Source organism: Mucilaginibacter sp. (assembly GCF_039921305.1).
GTDB lineage: Bacteria > Bacteroidota > Bacteroidia > Sphingobacteriales > Sphingobacteriaceae > Mucilaginibacter.
Genome location: NZ_JBDSCA010000071.1, coordinates 23,249 through 48,049, shown reverse-complemented (window position 1 = coordinate 48,049; position 24,801 = coordinate 23,249). Strand labels below are relative to the sequence as shown.

The window sequence follows — 24,801 nt, the reverse complement described above, 5'->3', positions numbered from 1 at the left end:
TCCATGATATTTTTTTTACTATTTATTATTTTAATGATCTGACTACGAAGGCGCCACAGATATGATGAAGATTCTGCAATTTCAAAGAGCTTTGCTTATTAGGTAGACGATCGATAAATGATAAATGAGACACCGGTGTTAAAAAAATCTAAATCAATTAACCATAAATTAATCATTCAAGCATTGATTTTCTATCTTTGCGCAAAAACCCATTTATCATGCTTTCGCCTCTTTCAGCAGTTTCACCGGTCGATGGCCGTTACCATAATACTACTCAGCAACTATCAGCCTATTTTTCGGAAGCCGCTCTCATCAAGTACCGCGTTTTTGTTGAGATAGAGTACTTTATCGCCTTGTGCGAAATGCCGTTGCCGCAACTACAAGGTTTTGACGCCCAACTCTTCGATAAGTTACGGGATATTTACGGTTTATTTACCGAAGCCGATGCCCAGAGCATTAAAGATATCGAAAAAATAACCAACCATGATGTAAAAGCCGTTGAGTATTTTATCAAACAAAAGTTTGATGCTTTAGGCCTGCAAGATCAAAAAGAGTTTATCCATTTTGGCTTAACCTCTCAGGATATTAATAACACCGCTATACCCTATTCATTTAAACTGGCTATCGATGAAGTTTACCTTCCGGGGATCCAAGAAATCATCGCCCAGCTTAAAACTTACGCCGAAGAATGGAAAGCCATCCCAATGCTGGCTCATACGCACGGTCAGCCCGCATCGCCAACTCGCTTAGGTAAAGAGTTAATGGTTTATGTAGAACGTTTAGAAGCTCAGTTACAGTTATTGGCAACCATACCCTATTCTGCCAAATTTGGCGGTGCAACCGGGAACTATAACGCGCACTTTGTAGGTTATCCTGATACAGACTGGAAAGCATTCGGCAATAGCTTTGTGAATAATGTATTAGGATTGAAACGTTCCCAATTCACCACCCAAATTGAGCATTACGATAATTTTGCCGCCCATTGCGATAATCTAAAGCGTATTAACAATATATTGATCGATTTGGACCGTGATATGTGGACCTACATATCCATGAACTACTTCAAACAAAAAATCAAAGCCGGCGAAATCGGCTCATCGGCAATGCCACATAAAGTTAACCCGATTGATTTTGAAAACAGCGAAGGTAACTTAGGTATAGCTAACGCCTTATTTGAACACTTAGCTGCCAAATTGCCTATCTCCCGTTTACAACGTGATTTAACCGATTCAACCGTACTCCGTAATATAGGTGTGCCTGTAGCACATACACTTATCGCGATCAAATCAACTTTAAAAGGATTAGGTAAGCTATTGCTGAACGAAAGCGCATTAAAAGTCCACCTGGAAGCTAATTGGGCCGTAGTTGCCGAAGCGATACAAACCATCCTTCGCCGCGAAGGTTACCCTAATCCATACGAAGCCCTGAAAGAATTAACACGTACCAATAACGAGATCAACGCAACAACAATAGCTGAGTTTGTTGAAACGTTAAATGTTGGCGAGGATATTAAAGCGGAGATCAGGATGATTAGCCCATCAACATATACAGGCATCTAAAACCAGCGTCATTGCGAGGTACGAAGCAATCTCTTTAGGACAAGCGAACATGCATAGCCGCTCTGCTCAAAGAGATTGCTTCGTACCTCGCAATGACAAACTTGATTTAGAACCATTCTAAGTCATGCCCCCGTCAAAACAATAGCAGTTAGTACAACCAATCAAAAACCTGATTACATTTGTTCAGTATTAAATTGTACAGTCATGAATATCAACGTATATACCGAATCTACACCAAACCCAGCTACAATGAAATTCATTGTAAACAAGCTGCTGATTAACGGAAGTGTAGATTATGCTACTAAAGAGAGTGCCGAAAAATCACCTTTTGCTAAGGAGTTGTTTAAGTTTTCGTTTGTTAACGGTGTATTTTTCGCCAGCAACTTTGTAACTGTAACCAAAACCGAAGGCAGCGAATGGGCCGACCTTGAGCCGATACTGAAAGAGTTTGTTAAAGGTGCTGTAGAATCAGAATTATTGGTTCAACTAAAAGAGCAGGAAGAAGTTACCTTTGAAGGTACCGATGCCGAGATCAAAATTCAGCAAATATTGCAGGATTACGTTCGCCCGGCTGTTGAGCAGGATGGCGGCGCTATCACCTACAAATCTTTTAACGAAGGCGTGGTAACTGTTGAGCTTCGTGGTTCATGCAGTGGCTGCCCATCGTCAACCATCACCCTCAAATCGGGTATCGAAAACCTGTTGAAACGCATGGTTCCCGAAGTTACCGAAGTGGTATCCGAGGCGATGTAATCATCTCAGAAACGTTTAATTGTTTTTACTATAATGAATACCAGTTTGCATTTGCGGGCTGGTATTTTTTTTGAACTATTAATTCATAAAATCAACCTTCTCTCAAACGCTCATCAGTATAGGTTATCTCGGTTCTTCCGTGTGGAACAGGGAAACCCTTTTCATCAACACTAACAAAAACGATCTTATCAATGGTAAGGATGGTTTTAAGCGTTATTTTATTACGAACCTCACAGGCTAAACTAAGCGATGTACGCCCAAAGCTAATGGCCTTGATACCTAGCTCGATAATATCGCCTTGCTTGGCCGAACTTACAAAATTGATCTCGGACATGTATTTGGTTACACAACCGTTGGTACCTAATTGGATAATGGAATAAATGGCGGCTTCTTCGTCAATCCAACTCAACAAGCTTCCGCCAAATAAGGTTCCGTGGGCATTCAGGTCTTCGGGTTTAACCCATTTGCGCGTGTAGAAATTCATGTTCTGTATTTATAATGTTGCTATATTAGTCAATTAATCTACTAAATCAATGGTTAATTTTTTATTCGCCAAGCATTGGCAATTGTTTTTGTTAATGATCGGTATATCTGTTATTGGAGATATATTAACTCCTTTATCAGTTTTAACTATCATAAGTATGGGGGCTTTTTTGGCCTGGCTCTGGGCCGTGGCTATTCTTCTTCAAAGCAAGGTACCTCAAAACGTAAAAATGAAAACTTTAAAGTTTAAGCTATTTTTTTTCGTGCCGCTTATATATGTGCCTTGGGCATTTTATAGCATCTCAAATCATTCGGTTCACAACGATGCAAAAACTGGCATTGACCTTTTTATTACACCCGTTGTAATATGCTTACATCTGTTTACAATGTTCTGTGTGTTTTATTGCATGTATTTTGCTGCAAAAACTGTAAGAACAATTGAACTGCAACGTAAAGTTGTCATCGACGATTTCTCGACAGTCTTTTTAATGATCTGGTTTTTTCCCATAGGTATATGGATATTACAACCGAGAATTAACCGTAATTATGCAAAATTCAATGCCTTAACGTCCGGTAAACGGTGGCAATCCCTTTAGCTGAAAATACACAGGCAAATCAGCCCTTGGCTCTTTAGGCAGGTGAAAGTTTTTAAGATAAAACGTTACCAAATGCAACTCCGGCCTTCCGTTGCGGGTTACTACAATATCATCCACACGTTTGCAGCTATCAAAAAACGGCGTAACATCCTGGTGAATACTGCTGGTATCGTTTTGTGTGATGACAACGGCATCCTTCCCCTTCAATGTTCCGGGGTCAACTAAAAAAGCCAGGTTACGCGGATCATAACTAAAACATACAATAGGCTTTTGGCCTTTCAATGCCCAATCAACCTTACCCGTTAACCACCAGCGTGTACAACCGGTAAATACATTGGGGTTGTTTAACCATCCCTCTTTTTCAAAACGGGTTTTAATATCGAGGTAATCATTGCCCTCAATGGTTGGGTCATCAATACCCAAATGGGTTTTGTTTACTATATATTTGGGCCCGTACCATTGCCAAAATCCGGTTATCATGTGCAGGCTTAAAAAGACGATAGTAAATACGGTAAAAGCTGCCGAAAACCTTAGCCACCTACGAGTGCCGCGCGCTTTGGCAGGGTCATTTAGTTTTTGATCTATCGCATATCCCAAAGGCATAAACAACATCAGGTAACCAGGTGCCTGCCAGTGGAAGTGATATTGAAGATCGGCCCAAAGGGTTATTACCGTGAAAAACACAATTGGTAATACCGATGTCCATAATACAAAGCTGTAAGGTTGCGATGTATTTCTTAACGTGAACGCCTTGATCAACTGCCCCATTACCGGCACCCATATCCATGGCAATATCCAACAAGCCTGGCCGATAAAGCTGCGCAGGAACCAATCAGGGTGTAACACAAACTTACCATCAGACACGGCACGTGAGCCTTGAAAAGCGAACGATACCCAGTTATTATGCGCATTCCACCAGATAATTGGTGATGCTATCAATATAGTGATCAATACCGCAAGGTATGGCCCACCATGTGTTAACCAGCGGCGTTGGTTTTTATTGGCGATGATGAACATCAACACGCCAACAAACAAAAATAGTACATGGTACTTGCTTAATGTAGCCAATCCCATTAAAACACCTACTAAGGTCCATAAGCCATACTCCTGCCTTGTGGTACGTGGCGGTGCATCTGGGGCAGGCATTAGCAACTGTACAATAAAGTAGGTTGCCCACAACCAAAAAAACATTAAAGGCGCATCCGGCTGAAACCAGGTGGCTACAGGTATAGTAAATACAGCGCTTAGGTTCATCATCAGCACTGCCCAAAAACCTGCACGGGCATTAAATAACCTTTTGGTTATTAAAAACAACAACCAGCTTGTGCCCGCAAATAAAGCTACCGCAGGTAAACGCAGGGTTAAATTACTCAAACCAAATACCTTGATCATAAAGGTACTCAGCCAAAAAAACAAAGGCGGCTGGTCAAAATAGCTCAAGCTCGGGCTTAATGCACCGCGGAAATAATAAGATTCGCCAATACCTAAACCTGTATAGGTTGCAATTAGTATGCGGGCAATAAATGTGAGTACTATTAAAGTAACAGTATAGCGTGCGGCTTTATTATCAGTAAGGTTGTTGGTAAAAGTTTTATTCATTATATACTGTTCACTGTTTAACGCTCCGTTATTTAATTTGGATTCAGATTTTTGTTCAGGAACGTCAAGTAAATTATTCATTATTCAAAAGAGGATATTTCCAACGACAAATTGACTAATTTGGTACAAAAGTAAAATCATCAAAATGCCATATTTGTGTTTAATTTGCAGATGGAGTGCTATAAATGATATTACTACCGCATTTTTAATGGCATTTTAACAAAAGCCCCAATTTATATTTTTTATTTTGGTTTGAATAAGACATTTACAAGGGCCGACTGGTTACATTGCATTAAATTTCGTTTACCTTACATTTATATATACTTATCCGAACTAAATTCGGATTTATTAAAAAAATAAAAATTAGCTATTGACAAATAAATTTTAAACTGTACATTTACAGCGTAGAACAAAAAATGAAAACATCAAACGCATTCTGGTTCGGTTATTACTTTTACTTTATGAGTACAAGCCGGGACTGATATGTCGTAACAGATATAAGAAAAAGCAAAAAAGTCCCGGCCAACCAGCCGGGACTTTTTTGCTTTAACACACAAATGGAAAAGAAAAAACCAAGAGTAGCAATACAGGGCATACGGGCGTCGTTTCACGAAGAAGCGGCATTCAAGTTTTTTGGTGAAGATATCGAAACTGTGGAATGTAACTCGTTCAAGCAAACGTTTGATAAATTACAGGCTAAAGAGGCTGATTACGTAATTATGGCCATTGAGAACAGTATAGCCGGCAGTATATTGCCAAACTATACTTTATTAATGAATTATAATTTCCCGGTAGTGGGCGAAGTTTATTTGCCTATCCAATTGCACCTGCTGGCTTACCCTGGTGTTAAGTTTGAAGATATCAAGATAGTAACATCACACCCAATGGCTTTGCGCCAGTGTTTGGATTTTTTTGATGACTATCCAAACATTAAACTGGTTGAAGGTACTGATACCGCCGCTTGCGCCAAACGTGTACGTGATGAAAAATTAACCGATACAGTTGCTATAGCCAACGCGCTTGCCGCCAAGCTATACGGGCTGGAAGTTTTGGAGAGCGGGATAGAATCAAACAAAACAAACTACACCCGCTTTTTAATTTTAACGGAACATGAGTTTGCTCAAAAAATAAAGGCTAATAAAGCATCGTTATGCTTCCAGGTGGGTAACCAGGTTGGCTCATTGGCTAAGGTATTGAATATTTTAGCCGAAAACGATGTTAACATGAGTAAAATACAAAGCATGCCCGTGTTAGGTAAACGTAACGAGTACACTTTTTATCTGGATGTGGAATGGGAAAAACAGGAAAACTATGATGCCGCCATACGCCAGATACTAAAACATACGCACAATTTTAACATACTGGGCGAATACAAAAAGAACGATACGGTATAAGAGGACGTCCATAGTCGATGGTCAATAGTCCATAGATAAGAATAGAGATTAAATAACAACAATATAAAAACAATAAACAACAAAACCATTGACTATCGACCATGGTCTATGGACTAAAAACAAAAAGCGATGAAACTTAATTTTAACATACAGCCATTCAATTCCTGGGCTAAAGTAACCAAGGAACCATTTTTAATTGCCGGCCCTTGCAGTGCCGAAACCGAGGAGCAATTAGTTGCTACCGCGCATTTGTTAGCCAAAACAGGCCGTGTATCGGTGCTTCGCGCTGGTATCTGGAAACCACGTACCCGTCCGGGAGAGTTTGAAGGTATTGGCAGCATTGGTTTGGAGTGGTTAAAACGCGCCAAAGCCGAAACCGGTTTGCCAACTGCCGTTGAAGTTGCTACAGCAAAGCATGTTGAAGAAGCTTTAGCCGCCGGTGTTGATATTTTGTGGATAGGCGCCCGCTCAACCGCCAACCCTTTCACTGTGCAAGAAATTGCTGATGCTTTAAAAGGTGTTGATATCCCGGTTATTGTTAAAAACCCGGTTAACCCCGATCTTTCTTTATGGATAGGTGCATTGGAGCGTGTTAACAACGCTGGTATCACTAAACTTGCCGCTATTCACCGTGGTTTTTCATCACACGAAAAAACTGCTTTCCGTAACGAACCAATGTGGGATCTGGCCATCAACCTAAAAACACACGCGCCAGAATTACCTATCATTTGCGACCCAAGCCATATTTGCGGTAACCGCGAGTTGATCCCTTACATCGCGCAAAAAGCACTTGATCTGGATATGCAAGGTTTGATCATCGAATCACACATCGACCCTTCTGTTGCCTGGACAGATGCTAAACAACAATTAACACCTGCCGCTTTGGATGCCATAATGGATAAACTGGAAGTAAGAAAACCAGGCGCCGGTACCGAAGAAGTAAAAGATGCTTTAGCTGTTTTACGCGATGGCATTGATAAAATTGACGACTTACTGATTCAAAAAGTTGGTGAGCGTATGAAGATCGTTGAGAAGATAGGTAACTACAAAAAAGATAACGGCATCACCATTTTACAGGTTAACCGTTGGGAAGAGATCTTAAACAAACGTATTCCATATGCATCAGCCTTTAACCTGAGCAAAGAGTTTACCGAGAAATTTTTAGAATTGCTGCACAGCGAATCTATCCGTAAACAAACCGAGATCATGAACAAAGACGGTATTGCCGGATCACAGCAAGAACATTTAACACACGCCTAAACAGCAGCAATGCAAGCTAACATTATAGTATCTAAGGCAAGTAAAACGCTAAGCGGCACCATACAGCTTACCGGATCAAAAAGCGAATGCAACAGGGCACTCATTATTGAGGCCCTAAGCAAAGGCACGGTGAAGGTAAAAAACATGAGTGATGCGGCGGATGCGGTTACCCTTTCTTCTGTTTTAAAGAATAAAGAACAAGGAACAAGGATCAAAGATCTGCAAGGTCAGGATCCTTACTCTTTGGTGCTTGCTCCTTCTATCCCAAACATCAACATCGGCCCTGCCGGTACTGCCATGCGTTTTTTAACGGCTTTTTTACCTTTACAGGATCAGAACGTAGTTTTAACCGGAACGCAGCGTATGCAGCAGCGCCCTATTGGGATATTGGTTGATGCCATGCGTAAACTGGGTGCTAAAATTGATTATGTAAATAACGAAGGCTTCCCTCCGCTTCAAATCCATAGCGGCTTTGAGCAGCAAACGGATCGCATCAGTATCAAAGGTGATATCAGCAGTCAGTATATTACCGCTTTGTTATTGATCGCTTCGAGCTTACCACAGGGTTTAACGTTGCAGATAGAAGGTGAACTAACATCCAAACCTTATGTGGAGATGACGCTGGCTATGCTACAGCAGGCGGGCATTCAACATAGCTGGGGAGGCAATAACATCCACATCCAAAACCAACCTTTTAAGGAAACCGACCTGGTGGTTGAGCCTGATTGGAGCGCGGCATCATACTGGTACGCTATAGCGGCCTTATCTGATACCGCCGAGCTATTTTTGCCTGCTTTAAAGCCTTACAGTTTACAAGGTGATAGCGTGATCACCGAGATTATGGCTAACTTTGGTATCACATCGCACTTTAAAGATGGTGGTGTGTATCTGCAAAAGGAAGCCAAACCTATTCTACGCAAGATATTTGATTTTAAAGAGTGTCCGGACTTAGCTCAAACCGTTATTGTAGTTTGCGCGGCTTTAGGGCACGACGCTACCTTTACGGGATTGGAAACCTTAAAGATCAAAGAAACCGACCGGATAGCCGCTCTGCAAAACGAGCTGGCCAAGATCGGCGTTAAGCTGACCGAAAAGGGACAGGTTTACAAACTGGATTGCAGCGAAAAGCACATCCCCGAAAAGGTAATGATACATACTTACGAAGATCACCGTATGGCGATGGCCTTCGCGCCGCTGGCATTGGTAGTCCCCCAAATAGAAATTGAGGATCCGATGGTGGTGGAGAAATCGTACCCGGCTTTCTGGAAAGATCTGGAAAAATCGGGGTTTGAAATTAAGAAGTCGGAAAGTCCGGAAGACGGAAAGTCCGAAAGATAAAAAACAATATAATCTACTTCCGGACTTTCGGTCTTACCGACTTCCGGACTAAAACAAACTGTGTCATTGCGAGGTACGAAGCAATCGCGAACTGTGCAAGGCGAATATACAAAAGCCGTTCTGCCTCCTTGCGATTGCTTCGTACCTCGCAATGACACATCAATCTAAATACTCGCTACTAACTACTAAACCATGGCAGGCAATTCATTCGGACAATTATTCAGGATAACCACTTTCGGGGAGTCACATGGCGAAGCTATTGGCGTGATCATTGATGGTTGCCCGGCGCAGCTGCCAATTGATATGGAATACATTCAAGGTGAGTTGGATAAGCGCAAACCTGGCCAGAGTAAAATTACTACGCAACGCAAAGAAAGTGATACGGTTAAGATACTTTCGGGCGTGTTTGAAGGTAAAACTACCGGCACCCCTATCATGATGCTGATACCGAATGAGGACCAGCGATCTAAAGATTACAGCCATAACACCGATATATTCCGCCCATCACATGCCGATTATACTTATCAAACCAAGTACGGCATCCGCGATCATCGTGGTGGTGGCCGTTCATCAGCCCGCGAAACCGCGGCTCGTGTTGCGGCTGGTGCAGTAGCTAAACTGCTATTGAAAACACAAGGTATAGAGATACTGGCCCATGTAAGCAGCGTTGGTAAAATTGATGCGCCTAATATTAAAATAACCACCGCCGAAGAGTTTTTAGCTATCCGCGAAAGCAACATTGTAAGATGTGCCGACCCGGCCACAGCTACCGAAATGATAGATTTCATTGATGCCGTACGCAAAGATGGCGACACCGTTGGTGGCAAAGTAAGCTGCCACATTCAAAATTGCCCCGTTGGCTTAGGCGAACCCGTTTTTGATAAACTACATGCCGAATTAGGCAAGGCTATGTTAAGCATAAACGCCGTACATGGTTTTGAATTTGGTTCAGGCTTTTCTGGTAGCGAAATGCGCGGATCCGAACATAACGACATTTTTGTAAAAAACCATTTGGGTGATATTAAAACCATCACCAATTTTAGTGGTGGTATACAAGGCGGTATCAGCAATGGTATGCCTATTGAATTTAAGGTTGCCTTTAAACCGGTTGCAACCATTATGCACAACCAGCAAACCATTAACGCTGCCGGTGATGCTGCCGAAATTAGCGGCAAGGGCCGCCATGACCCTTGTGTGGTGCCTCGCGCTGTACCTATTGTTGAGGCGATGGCCGCTTTAGTATTAGCCGATCATTGGTTGAGGGATAGGAATTCGCATTTGTAATCCATTATGGAAATTGCTGTCGGCTTACTATTAAGTGCAATTATTGTCTTCCTATTTTATCAATCTAAGCAAACAGCTGCTAAATGGCCTGCATCAAACTATTTATTAGAATTAGAAGGAAAAAACTTCTTCTGTTACAACAATAAAAAAGACGTCCAGGACGCGATTGAAATCATATTAATTCCTCTGCTTGCATCAAATTTTGAAATCATATTCCTGAATGGTAAAAATCCTGAGTCTGATTATGAGGAATGGCTTATAAAGCACATTTTATACAACTTTAAACATTACTCAAAATTCCCTCATTTATTTAAAGTTCGTAATGGCGAAATTATCGAGCTTTCTATTAACAATGAGTTTTACAATACCATCGATCAAAATAAGCCGATGAGTGCTTTGATCAATATAATTGATGCTTTTTTTGCTTTGTAAGCAAATTTACAACACCACCTGATACTCCGGTGTCAACTTAATCGCTCTCAATTCCGCGTGTTTATCTTTAGCAAACTTCAAATCAGTACCCGGCTCAAAATGTATCTGGCGGTTTTCCATCAATGGCGTTATTTGTAAAATGAATGGCGCTTTGCCTAATAGTTTTTCGTTACGTTTCAAACTGTAAGGCATTGTACTTCCGGCATAATAATCATCGCCAATTATTAACCCGTTGGCGTATAAACCCGCAGTGTTACCACGATAATCAAATTCAACTAAAACATCGTAAACATTTTTAGGTATGCTGGCTGGCATGCCCAGGCTATAGTTTTTATAAGGCAAAGCTGGGTTATACCTGATTGAATACGTTGGACCAGCAGGCGTTTTACCCTGTAGTGAATCAATATATTTTATAAAATTCTGATCGTTTGATATTTGCTTGAACGCTATTTCAACCGGCTTCCATTCAGGTAAATTTACCTTGTATTTGCTGAATAGTCCCTCGCTCCCATCAGCTTTAACAGTTTTGCTTTTGGGTATAATTGCAGGATAAGCATCAAAATTGAATGCAGCTTTACCCACAGAACGGATGGTCAGCTCATCTTTAACAGCATCATAAAAAGCCATATTGGGTGTTAAGATCAGAGTTTTTACACCTTTAATATCAAACACGTACGAGTACCTGGCTTCGTCTGTAGTCAGCAATAGTATCTGGAACTTCTTACCGCTTTTTGCGCTGATATCAATAGTACACATTTTACCGGCTTGCAAATTTTGCACTAAAGTAAAATTGCCGCTTTGGCTTACTTTACCTGTGGTTTTAATACTTTGGATATTCTTACTCTCAAATCTAAATTCGGGAGCTACACCCTCCATTGCGTAATAGCAGTACACTTTGTTTTTGTTATTCAATATGGTTATAGGGTGAGCGGTAGCATATTTTAGTAAAACGCCATCCATATCATAATTAAAAGGAATTACACCATAAACTTTATTGGCTATGTTAATGCTCCCCTTTTCGGGAATTCTAACAGTTTCGTTTTCTGTTTTAATGTTGAAAACCACGCTGGAGTGGTTGGCCATATCAAAATGACGCACATAATTATTGATGAACACATATCCCGAATTACCCCTACTTCTTACCGTATAACGCAGGTCTTTCTGGTTATCTGCCTTATCGGGATTATCAGCCGGGATCTGCGCCTGCATAGGTGCCAGGTTTGAACCATAACTATTGATAAACTGATGAAGCAATTTAAAATCGTGATAATAATCGCGAATAAAGCCCCACTCGGTTATGGGTGATTCAAAATCGTACGATATCAGAGGATAGTCATTCGGGTATGGGTAAATAGTGGATTTGGACTCCTGTGTAGGGTATTCTTTATCCCAGCTTAAAGGATGTTGCGTGCCATGAAAAACGTAGTAGCCCAGCATATTGGCCCCCACTCCCAAACGGGTATAAATTAAAGCCATCAGATCTCCGCCTTGCAGAGTTGGCCTACGATGGTAGGTTACCTGCATGCCACCGCCCAACTCAACCGTTAAAAAAGGATGGCGGTAAATAGGTGACTTTGGTGAACCGGGTTGATAGGTAAGCATATCGTTACCAATATTTTTATCCCGCCTGTCGGGTGTAAAAGTATATATGTTATTAGGTGGTAGGTCTTTAGTATTTTGCGTCCAGGGCGCATCAGGATAACCACCCCACAAAGGCATTACCTCATCCTCGGGCACCTGCGGGCCGGGCCAGCCGGTTACTACATACAATGGCACATCCATACCTACGCTTACTGCCAGCTTTTTTAGCGAAGCCAGATACTCATAACCCGCGCTACCGGGCCCGTTACTGCGCATCTCGTTATCCAACTGAATACCGATGAGCGGGCCGCCATCTTTAAAATACAAACCTTCAAATTGTTTAGCTAACGATTTATACCAATCAGCAACTTCGGGTTCAACGCTGCCATTTTTAGTTACACGATCGTTACCGCTCTTCATTTTCTTTTTTACAAACCAATCGGGCATGCCACCATTCCGGGCTTCACCATGCGCCCAGGGGCCAATACGAGCTACCGCCTTTAAACCATGTTTAGCACATAGCTGGATAAAGTAGCGCACATCTAAGTTATCATCGTATCTAAATTCACCTTCTTTCTGCTCATGGTGTATCCAAAAATCGTAAAAAGCAATTACGTTGATGCCGGCAGCTTTCATTTGTAACAAAGCCTGCTCCCATTCGGCACGCGGGTATCGAGAATAGTGTATTTCGCCCATAACAGGCAATACGGGCTTATCGCCGCTACGCAAGTAATAATTATTCAGATCAAGCTTAACACCTTGCGGGTTTTTATATGCGCCTTGTTTAAAGTGGCCATTTTCGGTATAGGTAATATCCTTACCCAAAACAATAGTATGCTCTTCGGTTTGAGCATAGGTTTTTAATGTTATCGCCAAAAGGCAAAAGCCGATAAAGCCAGATCTGATAATTGACATGATTATAATTGAGGTTAGTGCAAATTAAAATTTTATCTTCAAGCAACCATCCTGACCTATCCTTATCATCAAGTTTTAAAAAGAAAAAGGAGCTTATTACTAAGCTCCTAATCAACGTATATTGTATCAAACTTTGGCTGGCACCGTAATTTGATTCATGCGTTCTTGGTTTGTTATAACGTTATCATCAAGCAGTAAGCATACCATCAGCCTGATTTTCATAACATTATATTATACGAACTATTTAAACAGAAAGTTATTGTGTACGCAAATAAAAAAGCCCTTAACTTTTAGAGTTAAGGGCTTTTAAACGTATATTATTCTATACCAGGAATATCGTCATGTTCCGGGTCTGGCTTATAATTGGCTTGCATTTCGGCCAACTTTTTAGCTCCGTAAGCAAACTTGGTGATCAGTACATAAAGTACCGGTACAATAAAAATGGCCAGGAATGTCGCGGCAATCATCCCGCCTAACACCGTCCAGCCAATGGTTTTACGGGCCTCGGCACCGGCACCTGATGAGAAGACCAACGGCAATACTCCCAAAATGAAAGCCATAGATGTCATTATGATTGGGCGTAAACGTAAGTGTACAGCCTCCAATGTAGCTTTTACTACTTCCATACCACGGTCAACACGCTCTTTGGCAAACTCTACTATCAGGATAGCGTTTTTGGCGGCCAAACCTATCAAGGTTATCAAACCTATCTGCGCGTAAACGTTATCGGTTAATGTAGATTGAAACTTAAGTGCCAAAATAGCGCCGAACGCCCCCAAAGGCACGGCAAGCAATACCGAGAATGGTACCGACCAGCTCTCGTACAAAGCCGCCAAAAACAGGAACACGAACATCAGCGAAAGCAAGAAGATGTAAACCGTTTTTGATCCCGAAAGGATCTCTTCCCTACTCAAACCCGAAAACTCGTAACTGTAACCTTGCGGCAGTGTTTGCGCGGCTACTTCTTTCAAGGCATTCAAGGCGTCACCGCTACTATAACCCTCGGCGGGGCTACCATCAATCTCGGTTGAGCGGAACAGGTTAAAGTGGGATATTAACGGCGCGCTTTCGGTTACTTTATAAGTGGTTATCGCGCTCAACGGCACCATAGTACCAGCCTGGTTCTTTACAAAAAACTGGTTAAGGTTTTTAATATCGCCACGGTAATTGGTATCGGCCTGCTCTACCACCCTAAAGTTTCGCCCGTAAATGGTAAAATCGTTTACGTAGGCGCTCCCCAGGTAGGTTTGCAGGGCATTCCCCACATCGGATATACTTATGCCTAATTTTTTACATTTTTCCCTGTCAATAGTTAACTGGTAACCGGGTGTACGTGCGGTAAAGAACGAAAATGCCTTACCTATCTCTTTACGCTGGTTAATGGCTACTATAAAGTTTTGAACCACCTTTTCAAAGCTCTTGATATCTCCTGTTTCACGCTGCTCAAGGTTAAACGCGAAACCCGCGGTTGTACCCAAACCAGGTATGGCGGGTGGCGATATTACTACAATGTTGGCTTCTTTAAGAGCTCCCGATAATTTCTTTTGCAGGGTTGCTACCACACCTTTAGGGCCGAGTAGCTGGTCTTCGTCTTTTGATCGTTCGTCCCATGGCCTTAACTGGCAAAATATGGTACCGCTGTTTGATTTTGTTGCGAACGAAACCACATTCAACCCACCCAAAGCGGCATAATGCTGAATGGCATGTACACTATCCAACATCCCCATCATACGGTGTAAAACATCAACCGTACGTGTGGTAGATGATGCTTCGGGCAAATCAAAGGTGATATAAACCCGGCCATCATCTTCGGTTGGGATAAAGCCTGTAGGTTTGCTTTTGAATAGCAGCACCGCTCCTACTATGATACAGATCAATATCACCACAACAAACTTGGAGTTTTTGATGCTCTTGCTTACACCACCCTGATATTTATTGGTTACGTTGCCAAACCATTTATTAAACTTAAAAAAGAACTTATTTAAGCCTGTGGACGATTCGTCCAGCTTCATTGGCTTTAAGATCATGGTACAAAGCGCAGGCGTTAACGATAGCGCCACAAAGGCGGATATCATTACCGATATGGCAATAGTGATAGCGAATTGCTGGTATAACCTGCCCACAATACCCGGTATAAAGCCCACCGGCACAAACACCGCCGCCAAAATTAAGGCGATAGCGATAACCGGTGCCGATATATCGCGCATAGCGTGCATGGTGGCCTCTTTAGGATCCATTCCCTTTTCGTCGATATAATGTTGTACGGCCTCAACTACCACAATGGCATCATCAACCACAATACCAATGGCAAGCACAAAGCCAAACAAGGTTAATGTATTGATAGTAAAGCCCAAAGGGATAAAGAAGATGAACGTACCAATAATAGATACCGGGATGGCCAGTACAGGGATTAAGGTTGCCCTCCAGCTTTGCAGGAAGAGGAATACCACTACAATAACCAATGCCAGAGCTATCAACAAGGTTTCAACAACCTCGTGAACGGATACTTTTACTACGGTTACCGATTCAAATGGAACCACGTAATCAATATCTTTAGGAAAGGCCTTCTTTAACTCTTCCATGGTTTTGTAAACACCTTCGGCAGTTTCAATGGCGTTACTACCCGGCGCCTGGTAAACCAGCAGGTACGATGCACGCTTGCCATCAACAAACGAGTTACCGGAGTAGTTAAATTTACCTAACTCGATACGGGCTACATCTTTTAAGTAAACCATGGTGCCGTTAGCCGCATTGGTTTTTACAATGATGTTGCCAAACTCTTGGGGCTCAACCAAGCGGCCTTTTACATATACAGTGTACTCAAATGTTTGCGCGTTTTTTTGCGGCGGCGCGCCAATGGTACCAGCGGCTATCTGGGCGTTTTGCTCCTGTAAAGCCTGGGTAACCTGGGCGGCTGTAATACCTAAACTCGATAGCTTGTCCGGCTTAAGCCAGATCCGCATACTAAAATCATCCGAGCGGCTGTTGATATCGCCCACACCTTTGGTTCTTAAAAGCGCGTCACGAACAAATATATTAGCGTAGTTATCGGTAAATGTAACATTGTGCGTTCCGTTTGGTGAGTATAAGGCAACAAGCATTAATATACTTGGATTACGCTTTTTAACCGTTAAACCCAAACGCTGTACCTCTTGCGGCAAGGTTGGCTGGGCAATACTTACCCGGTTTTGAACATCGAGCGTGGCGTTGTTAATATCGGTACCAACTTCAAAGTTCGCCGTCATGCTCATGGCTCCGTTGCTGGTGCTATTACTGGTTAGGTAGGTCATGCCCGGGGTACCGTTTACCTGCACCTCTACCGGTGTAGCTACGGTTTGCTCAACGGTTTGCGCGTCGGCACCGGTATAGGTACCCGTAATTTGTACGGTAGGCGGTGTAATTTCGGGATATTGGCCGATGGGTAAGGTACCGATAGCGATAATTCCCACTATCAGTATCACAATTGATATTACAATTGCGGTTACCGGCCGCTTTATAAAAGTTTCTGCAATCATGCTTTGATCTTATTATTTTGGTGCTTGTTGCCCTTGTGCTGATTGTTTTGGTGGGCCAACCATTATTTTGCCTTTATCGCGTAAACGGTTCAAACCTTCGGTTACAACCTTATCGCCAGGTTTTATGCCATCTAATATCACTATCTTATCGCTCACTCTTGGGCCAACTTTTACCTTAACCTGGTTAGCAATGGTGTCCTGACCAACAAATACGAAAAACTCCCCCATTTGCTCTGTTACAGCCTTATAAGGTATCATTACCTGCGAACCCGAAGCCTGGTTCAATACTTTTAGAGTAACGCTTGCACCGGTTATTAACTGACGTTTGGTGTTAGGGAACTGGATACGAACCTTGATCGTTCCGGATTGGTTATCTATACCCCTATCAACCACCACAATTTTACCTGGCTGTTTGTATGCCGTACCGTCAGACATGGTGAGCATAAAGGTAGAATCGGCCTTAATAGCCGGTTTGTTTTGCATGGCCGAAAAACGCGGCACATCATTTTCATTCACAACAAAATCAACCGCTATCGGGTCTTCGCTTGATATGGTATTCAGCAACGTTGTACCCGGGCTAACCTGCGCGCCTAATTTAACTTGCGATATACCAATGCGGCCCGTAAACGGTGCCTTGATGAGCGAATAATCCAGATCTGTTTTTGCAGATACTACCCCGGCTTTAGCCGATTCAACCTGACTTTGGCTGCTGGCTAAGGTTGCGGTGGCGTTATCAACCAATTGCTTGGCAACGGCATCCTGCTTTAAAAGCTGATTATACCTGTCGGCATCTTTTTGTGAGCGGATCAAACCCGCCTGAGCGCTGCTTAAATTAGCTTGCGCCTGTAAATATGCAGATTGGTATTTGCGGCGGTCTATCTCGTATAGCGGCTTTCCTTTTTCAACCAGTTCACCTTCTTTAAAATAAATTCCGGTTAAATAGCCAGCAACCTGCGATCGCAACTCAACACTGTTAAGTGCAACTACGATACCAGGGTATTGATCATAATAAACAGCATCTGCTCTCTCGGCGGCTACCAGGGTTACAGCTGTTGGCGGCAATACCATTGCCTGTTTTCCTGGTTGTTTGCATGATACCCACAGCACGGCTAAGGGGCCTATTAAAAAAATGTTTTTTTTATTCATTGCTACGTATTGTATTAGTATTGAGTAGATAAGGTTCCGAGTGATTTTTGCAGGTCAATTTTGCTCGATAATAAATTAAACAAGGCATTGTAATAGCTCAACTGCGCAGTACGAAGGTCAGATTGGGCATTGATCACGTTCAAATAAGTTTTAATACCCTCGCGATATTGCAGCGACACCACATTATAAACATCAGTGGCAACTTCAACGTTTTCTTTTAATATTCTGTAATCGTTATAGTTGCTTTTGTACCCGGCCAAAGCCTGGGTATATTGGGTATTGATCACATTACGAGTGTTCACAATATCCAGATCGGCACGCTCAACCTGTAGCCTTGCCTTACTTAAATTTTGCAAACGCTTGGTACCGGTAAATATGGGTATCGAAAAGTTTAAGCCTACCAATGAGTTTGGAAACGAGCGGCTGTACAGATCTGGCAAATTTGAATTAAAATAATTCAAATTATACGTACCAAATGCCGAAACAGATGGCAGCCATCCCCAACGATAATAATCAACGTTGATGTTTTGCAATGTTTTTTGAGTTTGCAGCAGTTTGTATTCTATGCGGTTATTTACATCTAAAACCTGCGCGGTATCAATCAAAGTTTCGCGCTCAAGCTGGGTAGAGTCATAAGCCAATTGAACAGGTTTTGCGGGGTCAAACCCCATGATCTGTTTCAGATAAGCGCTTTTACTTTTAATAGCCTCTTGTGCCTGCTTGCGGCTGGCCAGCTCGTTGTTTAAGGCTATGGTTGCCTGTTTATAATCTATCTTATCAACAATACCGGCCTGGTAACGGGCGTAGGCATCTTTTAAACTTTGTTGCAGGCGAACAATATCCTGATTAATGATAGAAAGTTGCTTTTGCGATAAAAGCACATCGTAAAAAGCCTTGCTTACATCAGATACTACATTGATCTGGCTGTTTACCGTATTCTCTTTATAATACTCGCGGCTGTATTTTGCAGTGTGCGATGCCAGCGCTACGGTATTGTTATAAAGGGTTTGATTTACGTTAGCCGTTAATAACGATGTATTGGGCAAGCCGGTTGTTACCACATTACCATTAAAAGATGTAGCCGGTAATTGAAAATAATGCTGGGCATTACCGCTGGCCGTAACCTGTGGAAGCCAATCGGCTAAACCTATGTTAATGGTGCGTTCGTTTATCTGCTCATCTAAACTGGCTTGCCTTGTTGCGGGCTGGTTACGCAGCGCAAAACCAATACATTGCTGCAATGATATTACAGATGTAGCGGTATCAACTTTAGCCTGTGCAAATAAATGTGAAGGAATTAAAAAACAAATGAGTATTATTGTTAAAACCTGACGGACGGATTTTTTCATATTATAGAACTGCGAATCGATTTTACGCTACAAAATAAGTTCATTAGTTTAAACTTTTCCACCACTTTGGTCAAATAATTACTAATACGTCATGATAAAAGCTTGTTGTGACAACATTATTACAAAACGATTTTTTTAAGCCTAAAAACGGGTTTTACGGTTATATTAAAGTCAAAATGTGAATTCGGTTTTATATTTCGCAATAAAAACGATTAATTTGCTGTCCGAAAATTTGTGCAATAACACTGTAATGTTAAAAAAATATAAAGCAATGGAGCGGGATATTAGGATTTTCGTGGTATTTTTACAAAAATTTTAAGTAGGGTTAACATACATGGGTAAAAAACTACATGAGAAAGTTGCTCAATTTCAAGATGCAATTTCGATAAAGGAGTCAGGATTATATCCGTACTTCAGGCCAATAGAATCTGGTCAGGATACGGAAGTAGTTATTGACGGCAAGAAGGTATTAATGTTTGGTTCAAATTCTTATTTGGGCTTAACAAACCATCCTAAAATTAAGGAAGCATCTAAAAAAGCAATTGACAAATACGGTACAGGCTGTGCCGGTTCACGATTTTTAAATGGTACTTTAGATATACATATCGAGCTTGAAAACAGGCTTGCACAGTATGTTGGCAAAGAAGCTACCGTTATTTTCAGCACTGGTTTCCAGGTTAACCTGGGTGTATTATCATGCATTACAGGCCGTAACGATTATTTGATATTAGACGAATATAATCACGCTTCTATTATTGACGGAAGCCGTTTATCGTTCTCACGCGTTATCAAATACGCGCACAACGACATGAACGACCTCCGCCAAAAACTAAGAAACTTACCAGAGGATGCCGTTAAACTAATAGCGGTTGATGGTATATTCAGCATGGAAGGTGATATTGTTAAATTACCTGAAATTGTTGAAATTGCCGAAGAGTTTGGCTGTAACATTATGGTTGATGATGCACACAGCTTAGGCGTTATTGGCGAAAAAGGTGCCGGTACAGCATCACATTTTGGTTTAACCAAGGATGTTGACCTGATTATGGGAACCTTTAGCAAATCATTTGCATCATTAGGTGGCTTTATTGCCGCCGATCTGGATGTGATCGAATACATTAAGCATAAAGCACGTTCATTGATCTTTAGCGCAAGTATGACCCCGGCTTCTGTAGCCAGCGTTATTGCGGCTTTAGATATTATTGAAAGTGAACCTCATCACATAGAAAACCTTTGGAAAAACACTAATTATGCTAAAGCATTATTGTTAGAAGAAGGTTTTGATATGGGTGCCACAGAGAGCCCAATATTACCTATTTATGTTAGGGACAACGCTAAAACGTTTATGACCACCAACATACTACAATCGCAAGGTATATTTGTGAACCCTGTAGTATCACCGGCGGTTCCGTCTGATTCATCGTTGCTGCGCTTCTCATTAATGGCTACACACACCTTCGCTCAAATTGATGAAGCGGTAGATAAATTATCAAAAGCGTTTAAACAGGTTGGTGTATTCAATACTGTGAAAGAAAAAATATGATTGACATAGTTTCGGTAAAGTCGACAAAGGAGCTTGCTACCTTTATCGACTTTCCGCATGACTTATATGATGGCGATCCAAACTACGTTCCCGAACTGTTTATCGCCCAAAAAGATCTTTTAACTACACACCCGTTCCACAAGCACTCATCATTACAGTGCTTTTTAGCCTACAAAGGCGGTAAAGTTGTGGGGCGCATAGCAGCCATTTTAAACAATAACCATAACACCTTTAACAAAAGGAACGATGGTTTTTTTGGCTTTTTTGACTGTATTAACGATCAGGAAGTGGCCAACATACTTTTCGCTACGGCGGATAAATGGCTCAAAGAAAAAGGCGTTGATCAAAAAGTAATAGGCCCGGTAAACTTTTCAACTAACGAAGCCTGTGGTTTATTGGTAGAGGGCTTTGATAGCCCGCCGTTTTTGATGATGACCTACAATTCGCCTTATTATGCCGAATTGATTGAGAAAGCCGGATATGCCAAACAAATTGATCTGATTGCCTGGCATTGGGACGGGCAGGCTTACGATGATAAATCGGTAAGGTTGCTGGCTGCTTTGCAGGAAAGGTTGAAGCGTAACAACATCATCATCCGCAAGGTAAACCTTAAAAACTTTAAAGAAGAAGTTGCCAAACTACGCGAAGTTTACAACTCGGCCTGGGACCAAAACAGTGGCTTTGTACCCTTAACCGATGATGAATTTGCGCATTTAGCCAAAGATTTGAAGCTGATTTTAGATACAGATTTCGCCTACGTTGCCGAACAAAATGGCAAAATAGCAGGTTTTGGGCTGGCTCTTCCAAATTTTAATGAAATTTTAATAAAGGTAAAACGTGGCCGTTTATTCCCCACCGGACTATTCAAAATATTGTTCAATAAAAGTAAAGTACGTAGTCTGCGTATTTACGCTTTAGGCGTTATTGATGGTTACCGCAAAATGGGTATCGAAGCCTGTTTATATGGTTCCATCATCAGCGAATACAAACGCAAAGGCTTTACCCATGCTGAAGCCGGTTGGACACTGGAGAACAATACGCTGATCAACGAAGCCATTATGGCTATCAAAGGTGATCCTTACAAAAAATACCGCATCTACGAGAAGCAGATATGAAGGAACGGGTTTTAATAACCGGTGCAAGTGGTTTTGTAGGATACCATTTAGTTGAGCATGCCCTAAAAAACAACTTAGAGGTTTATGCCGCGGTTAGAAAAACCAGCAAGGTAGATCACCTGAAAGAGTTCCCCATCAATTATGTTTATCCCGATTTTAGCAGTACCGATTCTTTAATAAAAGAGTTGGAGGATAAGCAATATACCTACATCATTCACGCGGCAGGTGTAACTGCTGCCAAAACACAGGCAGATTATGATCGCGTTAACGCCGATTACTCTTTCAACCTCGCATCCGCGGCAGCGCAGTCAAATATCAAACTTAAAAAGTTTGTTTTTTTGAGCAGTTTGGCAGCTTTAGGTCCACTGGAAGATATTAAAGGTGTTATTACCGAGCATACCACGCCTAACCCGGTAACAGCTTATGGCCGTAGTAAATTACTTGCCGAGCAAAAGCTGAATACCCTTACTTCGCTCCCATTAATTACGTTACGCCCAACTGCCGTTTACGGGCCAAGAGATACCGGAATCTACATTATTTTAAAACAATTCAGCAAGGGGTTTGAGCCATATATTGGGCGGGTAAACCAGCACCTGAGCTTTATTTATGTAAAGGATTTGGCTAAGATCACGATAAGTGCCCTGTTCTCGCCTATCATACACAAAACTTATAATTTGAGTGATGGAAAGGTGTATGACAGGTATGCTTTGGCCAACTACTCAAAAGAAGTGCTAAATAAAAAAACAATTAAGCTACATTTACCTTTATTACTAATTAAGGCACTGGCCGGATTTTTAGAGCGGCTTTACGCCCGCAGCAGCAAAACACCAGCACTGAATATTGAGAAGTTAAATGAGCTAAATGCTGTGAACTGGATATGTGATATCAAGAATGTGACACAGGATTTAAATTATTTACCTGAATATGACTTGAAAAAAGGGCTTGTAGATACCTTTGCATGGTATAAAAAAAACAACTGGATTTAACAATCTATTAACATCGTAATACACAATACAAATATCGAATGAAGACGAACATTGAACCAGCCGAAGGAAAATTAGGCATCCTGATGCCGGGGTTAGGCGCCGTTGCTACCACGCTTATTGCCGGAGTTGAAGCAGTAAAAAAAGGAATATCACAACCCATAGGCTCATTAACACAGATGAGCAGCATCCGTTTAGGTAAACGCACAGAGAACCGCTACCCTAAAATTAAAGATTTTGTACCCTTGGCTAAGCTTGAAGACATTGTTTTTGGTGGCTGGGATGTATACGAGGATAACGTTTATAAGGCGGCATCGCACGCGAAGGTATTAGATCAGCATTTGCTGGATTCGGTTAAGGATGCATTGGAGGCTATTGTTCCGATGAAAGCAGCCTTTGACCATGATTATGTAAAGAACCTTGACGGAACTCACATTAAGGAATTTACCACCCGCTGGGACCTTGCCCAACAGGTAATGGCCGATATTGAGAACTTTAAAAAAGATAATAACCTTAACCGTGTGGTTTTGGTATGGTGCGGATCGACCGAGATCTATTTTGAGGAATCGGAAATACACATGAGCCTTGCCTCTTTTGAGCAAGCTATGAAAGATGATGACCGCCGCATTGCGCCAAGCATGATCTATGCTTATGCCGCTTTAAAATTAGGTGTAGCTTTTGCAAATGGCGCCCCTAACTTAACGGTTGATATCCCTGCATTGGTTGAGCTATCTAAATTAACCAATACCCCTATTGCCGGTAAAGATTTTAAAACCGGTCAAACCTTAATGAAAACCATTTTAGCGCCGGGTTTAACCGCGCGTGCTTTGGGCGTTAAAGGCTGGTACTCTACCAACATATTAGGTAACCGCGATGGTTTGGTTCTGGACGATCCGGATAACTTTAAAACTAAAGAAGTTTCTAAACTGAGCGTATTGGAAGAAATTTTCCAACCAGAAATCAACCCGGAATTATATGGCGATATGTACCACAAAGTACGTATCAACTACTATCCGCCACGTGGCGATAATAAAGAAAGCTGGGATAATATTGACATCTTCGGCTGGTTGGGTTACGAAATGCAGATCAAGATCAACTTTTTGTGCCGCGATTCTATATTAGCTGCACCTATCGTTTTGGATTTGGCCTTGTTTATGGACTTAGCTAAACGCGCGCAAATGAGCGGAATACAAGAATGGTTATCATTCTACTTAAAATCGCCGCAAGCTGCGCCGGGCTTAAAACCTGAGCACGATATTTTTAAACAATTAATTAAACTACAAAACACTTTGCGCCACATGATGGGCGAAGATTTGATCACCCACCTGGGCTTGGATTACTACCAGGAATTGGTTGACTCGATGTAGCAAGTGTTAAATAACCTAAAAATGAACAGCCTGTTAAATCAACAGGCTGTTTTTTTATGTAATTTTGTCAATTCAAGCATCATAACAATACGTGTTTCATAAAATATTTTCTACAGGTTTAGGCATTGGTTACATAGGCAAAGGCTCGGGCACATATGCCTCTGTTGCCTGTTGCATTGTGTGGTATTTATTGCTTATGAACGGCTACCCGGGCATACTGGCACTGGTAATAACTATTGCCATTACCGCGATTGGCATATGGAGCTCAACCGTTGTTGAAAAAATATGGGGCGAAGACCCGCAACGGGTTGTGATAGACGAAATTGCGGGCATGTGTATTAGCCTGCTGTTTTTACCCGTTAATGTAAAATATTTGATAGCCGGGTTAATTCTGTTCCGCTTTTTCGATATTGTTAAGCCATTGGGGATCAGGAAAATGGAAGGCTTAAAAGGTGGTTGGGGTATTATGTTAGATGATGTTTTAGCAGGTGTTTACGCTAATTTGATACTACAGATTATTTGGTGGTTTAAATTAATGTAACATTAACACTTTCTTTTCGTCTGTATAACAAAACAAGATTTGACTTTT

At 41.7% G+C, this 24,801-nt stretch carries 19 protein-coding genes; 13 read left to right on the top strand and 6 right to left on the bottom strand.

Annotation, left to right across the window (positions count from 1 at the left end; all coding sequences use genetic code 11):
* Nucleotides 1–215: 215 nt before the first annotated feature.
* A complete protein-coding gene (purB, locus tag ABIN91_RS20125; RefSeq protein ID WP_348053266.1) occupies nt 216–1,559 on the top strand; it encodes an adenylosuccinate lyase in 1,344 nt (447 codons plus the stop codon).
* Nucleotides 1,560–1,763: 204 nt separating this feature from the next.
* Nucleotides 1,764–2,312, top strand: coding sequence for a NifU family protein (locus ABIN91_RS20120; RefSeq protein WP_348053256.1), 549 nt, complete (start codon nt 1,764–1,766; stop codon nt 2,310–2,312).
* Nucleotides 2,313–2,403: 91 nt separating this feature from the next.
* Here the strand turns inward: ABIN91_RS20120 and ABIN91_RS20115 are convergent, their stop codons facing one another.
* Nucleotides 2,404–2,796: a hotdog domain-containing protein gene (locus tag ABIN91_RS20115; protein ID WP_348053254.1), complete on the bottom strand. Its 393-nt coding sequence runs from the start codon at nt 2,794–2,796 to the stop codon at nt 2,404–2,406.
* 49 nt (nt 2,797–2,845) lie between these two features.
* Here ABIN91_RS20115 and ABIN91_RS20110 point away from each other — a divergent pair, with 49 nt between their 5' ends.
* Entirely contained in the window at nt 2,846–3,391 is a 546-nt protein-coding gene (locus ABIN91_RS20110; protein ID WP_348053252.1) for a hypothetical protein, read from the top strand.
* On the opposite strand, the gene ABIN91_RS20105 is transcribed toward ABIN91_RS20110, so the two are convergent.
* Nucleotides 3,359–4,990, bottom strand: coding sequence for a glycosyltransferase family 39 protein (locus tag ABIN91_RS20105; protein ID WP_348053250.1), 1,632 nt, complete (start codon nt 4,988–4,990; stop codon nt 3,359–3,361). The two genes, ABIN91_RS20110 and ABIN91_RS20105, sit on opposite strands and share 33 nt — an antisense overlap.
* A gap of 557 nt (nt 4,991–5,547) precedes the next feature.
* Here ABIN91_RS20105 and ABIN91_RS20100 point away from each other — a divergent pair.
* The 5 genes from ABIN91_RS20100 (at nt 5,548) to ABIN91_RS20080 (ending at nt 10,698) form a co-directional block, all read left to right on the top strand.
* The gene (locus tag ABIN91_RS20100) at nt 5,548–6,384 is read left to right on the top strand and encodes a prephenate dehydratase (protein WP_348053249.1); all 837 of its coding nucleotides are present in this window, start codon (nt 5,548–5,550) and stop codon (nt 6,382–6,384) included.
* Between the two features lie 129 nt (nt 6,385–6,513).
* The gene (locus ABIN91_RS20095) at nt 6,514–7,644 is read left to right on the top strand and encodes a chorismate mutase (RefSeq protein WP_348053247.1); all 1,131 of its coding nucleotides are present in this window, start codon (nt 6,514–6,516) and stop codon (nt 7,642–7,644) included.
* A 9-nt stretch (nt 7,645–7,653) separates the two neighbouring features.
* On the top strand, nt 7,654–8,982 hold the full coding sequence (gene aroA / locus ABIN91_RS20090) for a 3-phosphoshikimate 1-carboxyvinyltransferase (protein ID WP_348053245.1): 1,329 nt from the start codon (nt 7,654–7,656) through the stop codon (nt 8,980–8,982).
* Nucleotides 8,983–9,174: 192 nt separating this feature from the next.
* A complete protein-coding gene (gene aroC / locus ABIN91_RS20085; protein WP_348053243.1) occupies nt 9,175–10,266 on the top strand; it encodes a chorismate synthase in 1,092 nt (363 codons plus the stop codon).
* Nucleotides 10,267–10,272: 6 nt separating this feature from the next.
* Nucleotides 10,273–10,698, top strand: a complete 426-nt coding sequence (locus ABIN91_RS20080) for a hypothetical protein (RefSeq protein WP_348053241.1) — start codon at nt 10,273–10,275, stop codon at nt 10,696–10,698.
* Between the two features lie 6 nt (nt 10,699–10,704).
* Here the strand turns inward: ABIN91_RS20080 and ABIN91_RS20075 are convergent, their stop codons facing one another.
* The 4 genes from ABIN91_RS20075 to ABIN91_RS20060 all read right to left on the bottom strand — a co-directional run bounded on the left by ABIN91_RS20075 (nt 10,705) and on the right by ABIN91_RS20060 (nt 19,204).
* Nucleotides 10,705–13,194 (bottom strand): beta-galactosidase, encoded by a 2,490-nt coding sequence (locus ABIN91_RS20075; RefSeq protein WP_348053240.1) that lies wholly within the window; start codon nt 13,192–13,194, stop codon nt 10,705–10,707.
* A gap of 317 nt (nt 13,195–13,511) precedes the next feature.
* Nucleotides 13,512–16,709 carry a multidrug efflux RND transporter permease subunit gene (locus ABIN91_RS20070; RefSeq protein ID WP_348053239.1) on the bottom strand — a complete coding sequence of 1,066 codons (3,198 nt, stop codon included), beginning with the start codon at nt 16,707–16,709 and terminating at the stop codon, nt 13,512–13,514.
* Between the two features lie 12 nt (nt 16,710–16,721).
* Complete coding sequence (locus tag ABIN91_RS20065; RefSeq protein WP_348053238.1) at nt 16,722–17,855, bottom strand: efflux RND transporter periplasmic adaptor subunit; 1,134 nt, start codon at nt 17,853–17,855, stop codon at nt 16,722–16,724.
* Nucleotides 17,856–17,869: 14 nt separating this feature from the next.
* The gene (locus tag ABIN91_RS20060) at nt 17,870–19,204 is read right to left on the bottom strand and encodes a TolC family protein (RefSeq protein ID WP_348053237.1); all 1,335 of its coding nucleotides are present in this window, start codon (nt 19,202–19,204) and stop codon (nt 17,870–17,872) included.
* A gap of 334 nt (nt 19,205–19,538) precedes the next feature.
* Between ABIN91_RS20060 and ABIN91_RS20055 the strand changes: the two genes are divergently transcribed.
* The 5 genes from ABIN91_RS20055 to ABIN91_RS20035 all read left to right on the top strand — a co-directional run bounded on the left by ABIN91_RS20055 (nt 19,539) and on the right by ABIN91_RS20035 (nt 24,753).
* Entirely contained in the window at nt 19,539–20,747 is a 1,209-nt protein-coding gene (locus tag ABIN91_RS20055; RefSeq protein ID WP_348053236.1) for a pyridoxal phosphate-dependent aminotransferase family protein, read from the top strand.
* On the top strand, nt 20,744–21,862 hold the full coding sequence (locus ABIN91_RS20050) for a hypothetical protein (RefSeq protein WP_348053235.1): 1,119 nt from the start codon (nt 20,744–20,746) through the stop codon (nt 21,860–21,862). Before ABIN91_RS20055 ends, ABIN91_RS20050 begins: the two co-directional genes overlap by 4 nt.
* Entirely contained in the window at nt 21,859–22,848 is a 990-nt protein-coding gene (locus tag ABIN91_RS20045; RefSeq protein ID WP_348053234.1) for an NAD(P)-dependent oxidoreductase, read from the top strand. The genes ABIN91_RS20050 and ABIN91_RS20045 overlap by 4 nt, the downstream gene beginning before the upstream one ends.
* 38 nt (nt 22,849–22,886) lie before the next feature.
* Nucleotides 22,887–24,212 (top strand): inositol-3-phosphate synthase, encoded by a 1,326-nt coding sequence (locus ABIN91_RS20040; RefSeq protein WP_348053233.1) that lies wholly within the window; start codon nt 22,887–22,889, stop codon nt 24,210–24,212.
* A gap of 91 nt (nt 24,213–24,303) precedes the next feature.
* Nucleotides 24,304–24,753: a phosphatidylglycerophosphatase A gene (locus ABIN91_RS20035; protein WP_348053232.1), complete on the top strand. Its 450-nt coding sequence runs from the start codon at nt 24,304–24,306 to the stop codon at nt 24,751–24,753.
* The last annotated feature ends 48 nt before the right edge of the window (nt 24,754–24,801 follow it).

Coding starts and splice junctions, on each gene's coding strand:
- ABIN91_RS20120 (WP_348053256.1), top strand. CDS start 1,764: ATGAATATCAACGTATATACCGAATCTACACCAAACCCAGCTACAATG.
- ABIN91_RS20115 (WP_348053254.1), bottom strand. CDS start 2,796: ATGAATTTCTACACGCGCAAATGGGTTAAACCCGAAGACCTGAATGCC.
- ABIN91_RS20110 (WP_348053252.1), top strand. CDS start 2,846: ATGGTTAATTTTTTATTCGCCAAGCATTGGCAATTGTTTTTGTTAATG.
- ABIN91_RS20105 (WP_348053250.1), bottom strand. CDS start 4,990: ATGAATAAAACTTTTACCAACAACCTTACTGATAATAAAGCCGCACGC.
- ABIN91_RS20100 (WP_348053249.1), top strand. CDS start 5,548: ATGGAAAAGAAAAAACCAAGAGTAGCAATACAGGGCATACGGGCGTCG.
- ABIN91_RS20095 (WP_348053247.1), top strand. CDS start 6,514: ATGAAACTTAATTTTAACATACAGCCATTCAATTCCTGGGCTAAAGTA.
- aroA (WP_348053245.1), top strand. CDS start 7,654: ATGCAAGCTAACATTATAGTATCTAAGGCAAGTAAAACGCTAAGCGGC.
- aroC (WP_348053243.1), top strand. CDS start 9,175: ATGGCAGGCAATTCATTCGGACAATTATTCAGGATAACCACTTTCGGG.
- ABIN91_RS20080 (WP_348053241.1), top strand. CDS start 10,273: ATGGAAATTGCTGTCGGCTTACTATTAAGTGCAATTATTGTCTTCCTA.
- ABIN91_RS20075 (WP_348053240.1), bottom strand. CDS start 13,194: ATGTCAATTATCAGATCTGGCTTTATCGGCTTTTGCCTTTTGGCGATA.
- ABIN91_RS20070 (WP_348053239.1), bottom strand. CDS start 16,709: ATGATTGCAGAAACTTTTATAAAGCGGCCGGTAACCGCAATTGTAATA.
- ABIN91_RS20065 (WP_348053238.1), bottom strand. CDS start 17,855: ATGAATAAAAAAAACATTTTTTTAATAGGCCCCTTAGCCGTGCTGTGG.
- ABIN91_RS20060 (WP_348053237.1), bottom strand. CDS start 19,204: ATGAAAAAATCCGTCCGTCAGGTTTTAACAATAATACTCATTTGTTTT.
- ABIN91_RS20055 (WP_348053236.1), top strand. CDS start 19,539: ATGGGTAAAAAACTACATGAGAAAGTTGCTCAATTTCAAGATGCAATT.
- ABIN91_RS20050 (WP_348053235.1), top strand. CDS start 20,744: ATGATTGACATAGTTTCGGTAAAGTCGACAAAGGAGCTTGCTACCTTT.
- ABIN91_RS20045 (WP_348053234.1), top strand. CDS start 21,859: ATGAAGGAACGGGTTTTAATAACCGGTGCAAGTGGTTTTGTAGGATAC.
- ABIN91_RS20040 (WP_348053233.1), top strand. CDS start 22,887: ATGAAGACGAACATTGAACCAGCCGAAGGAAAATTAGGCATCCTGATG.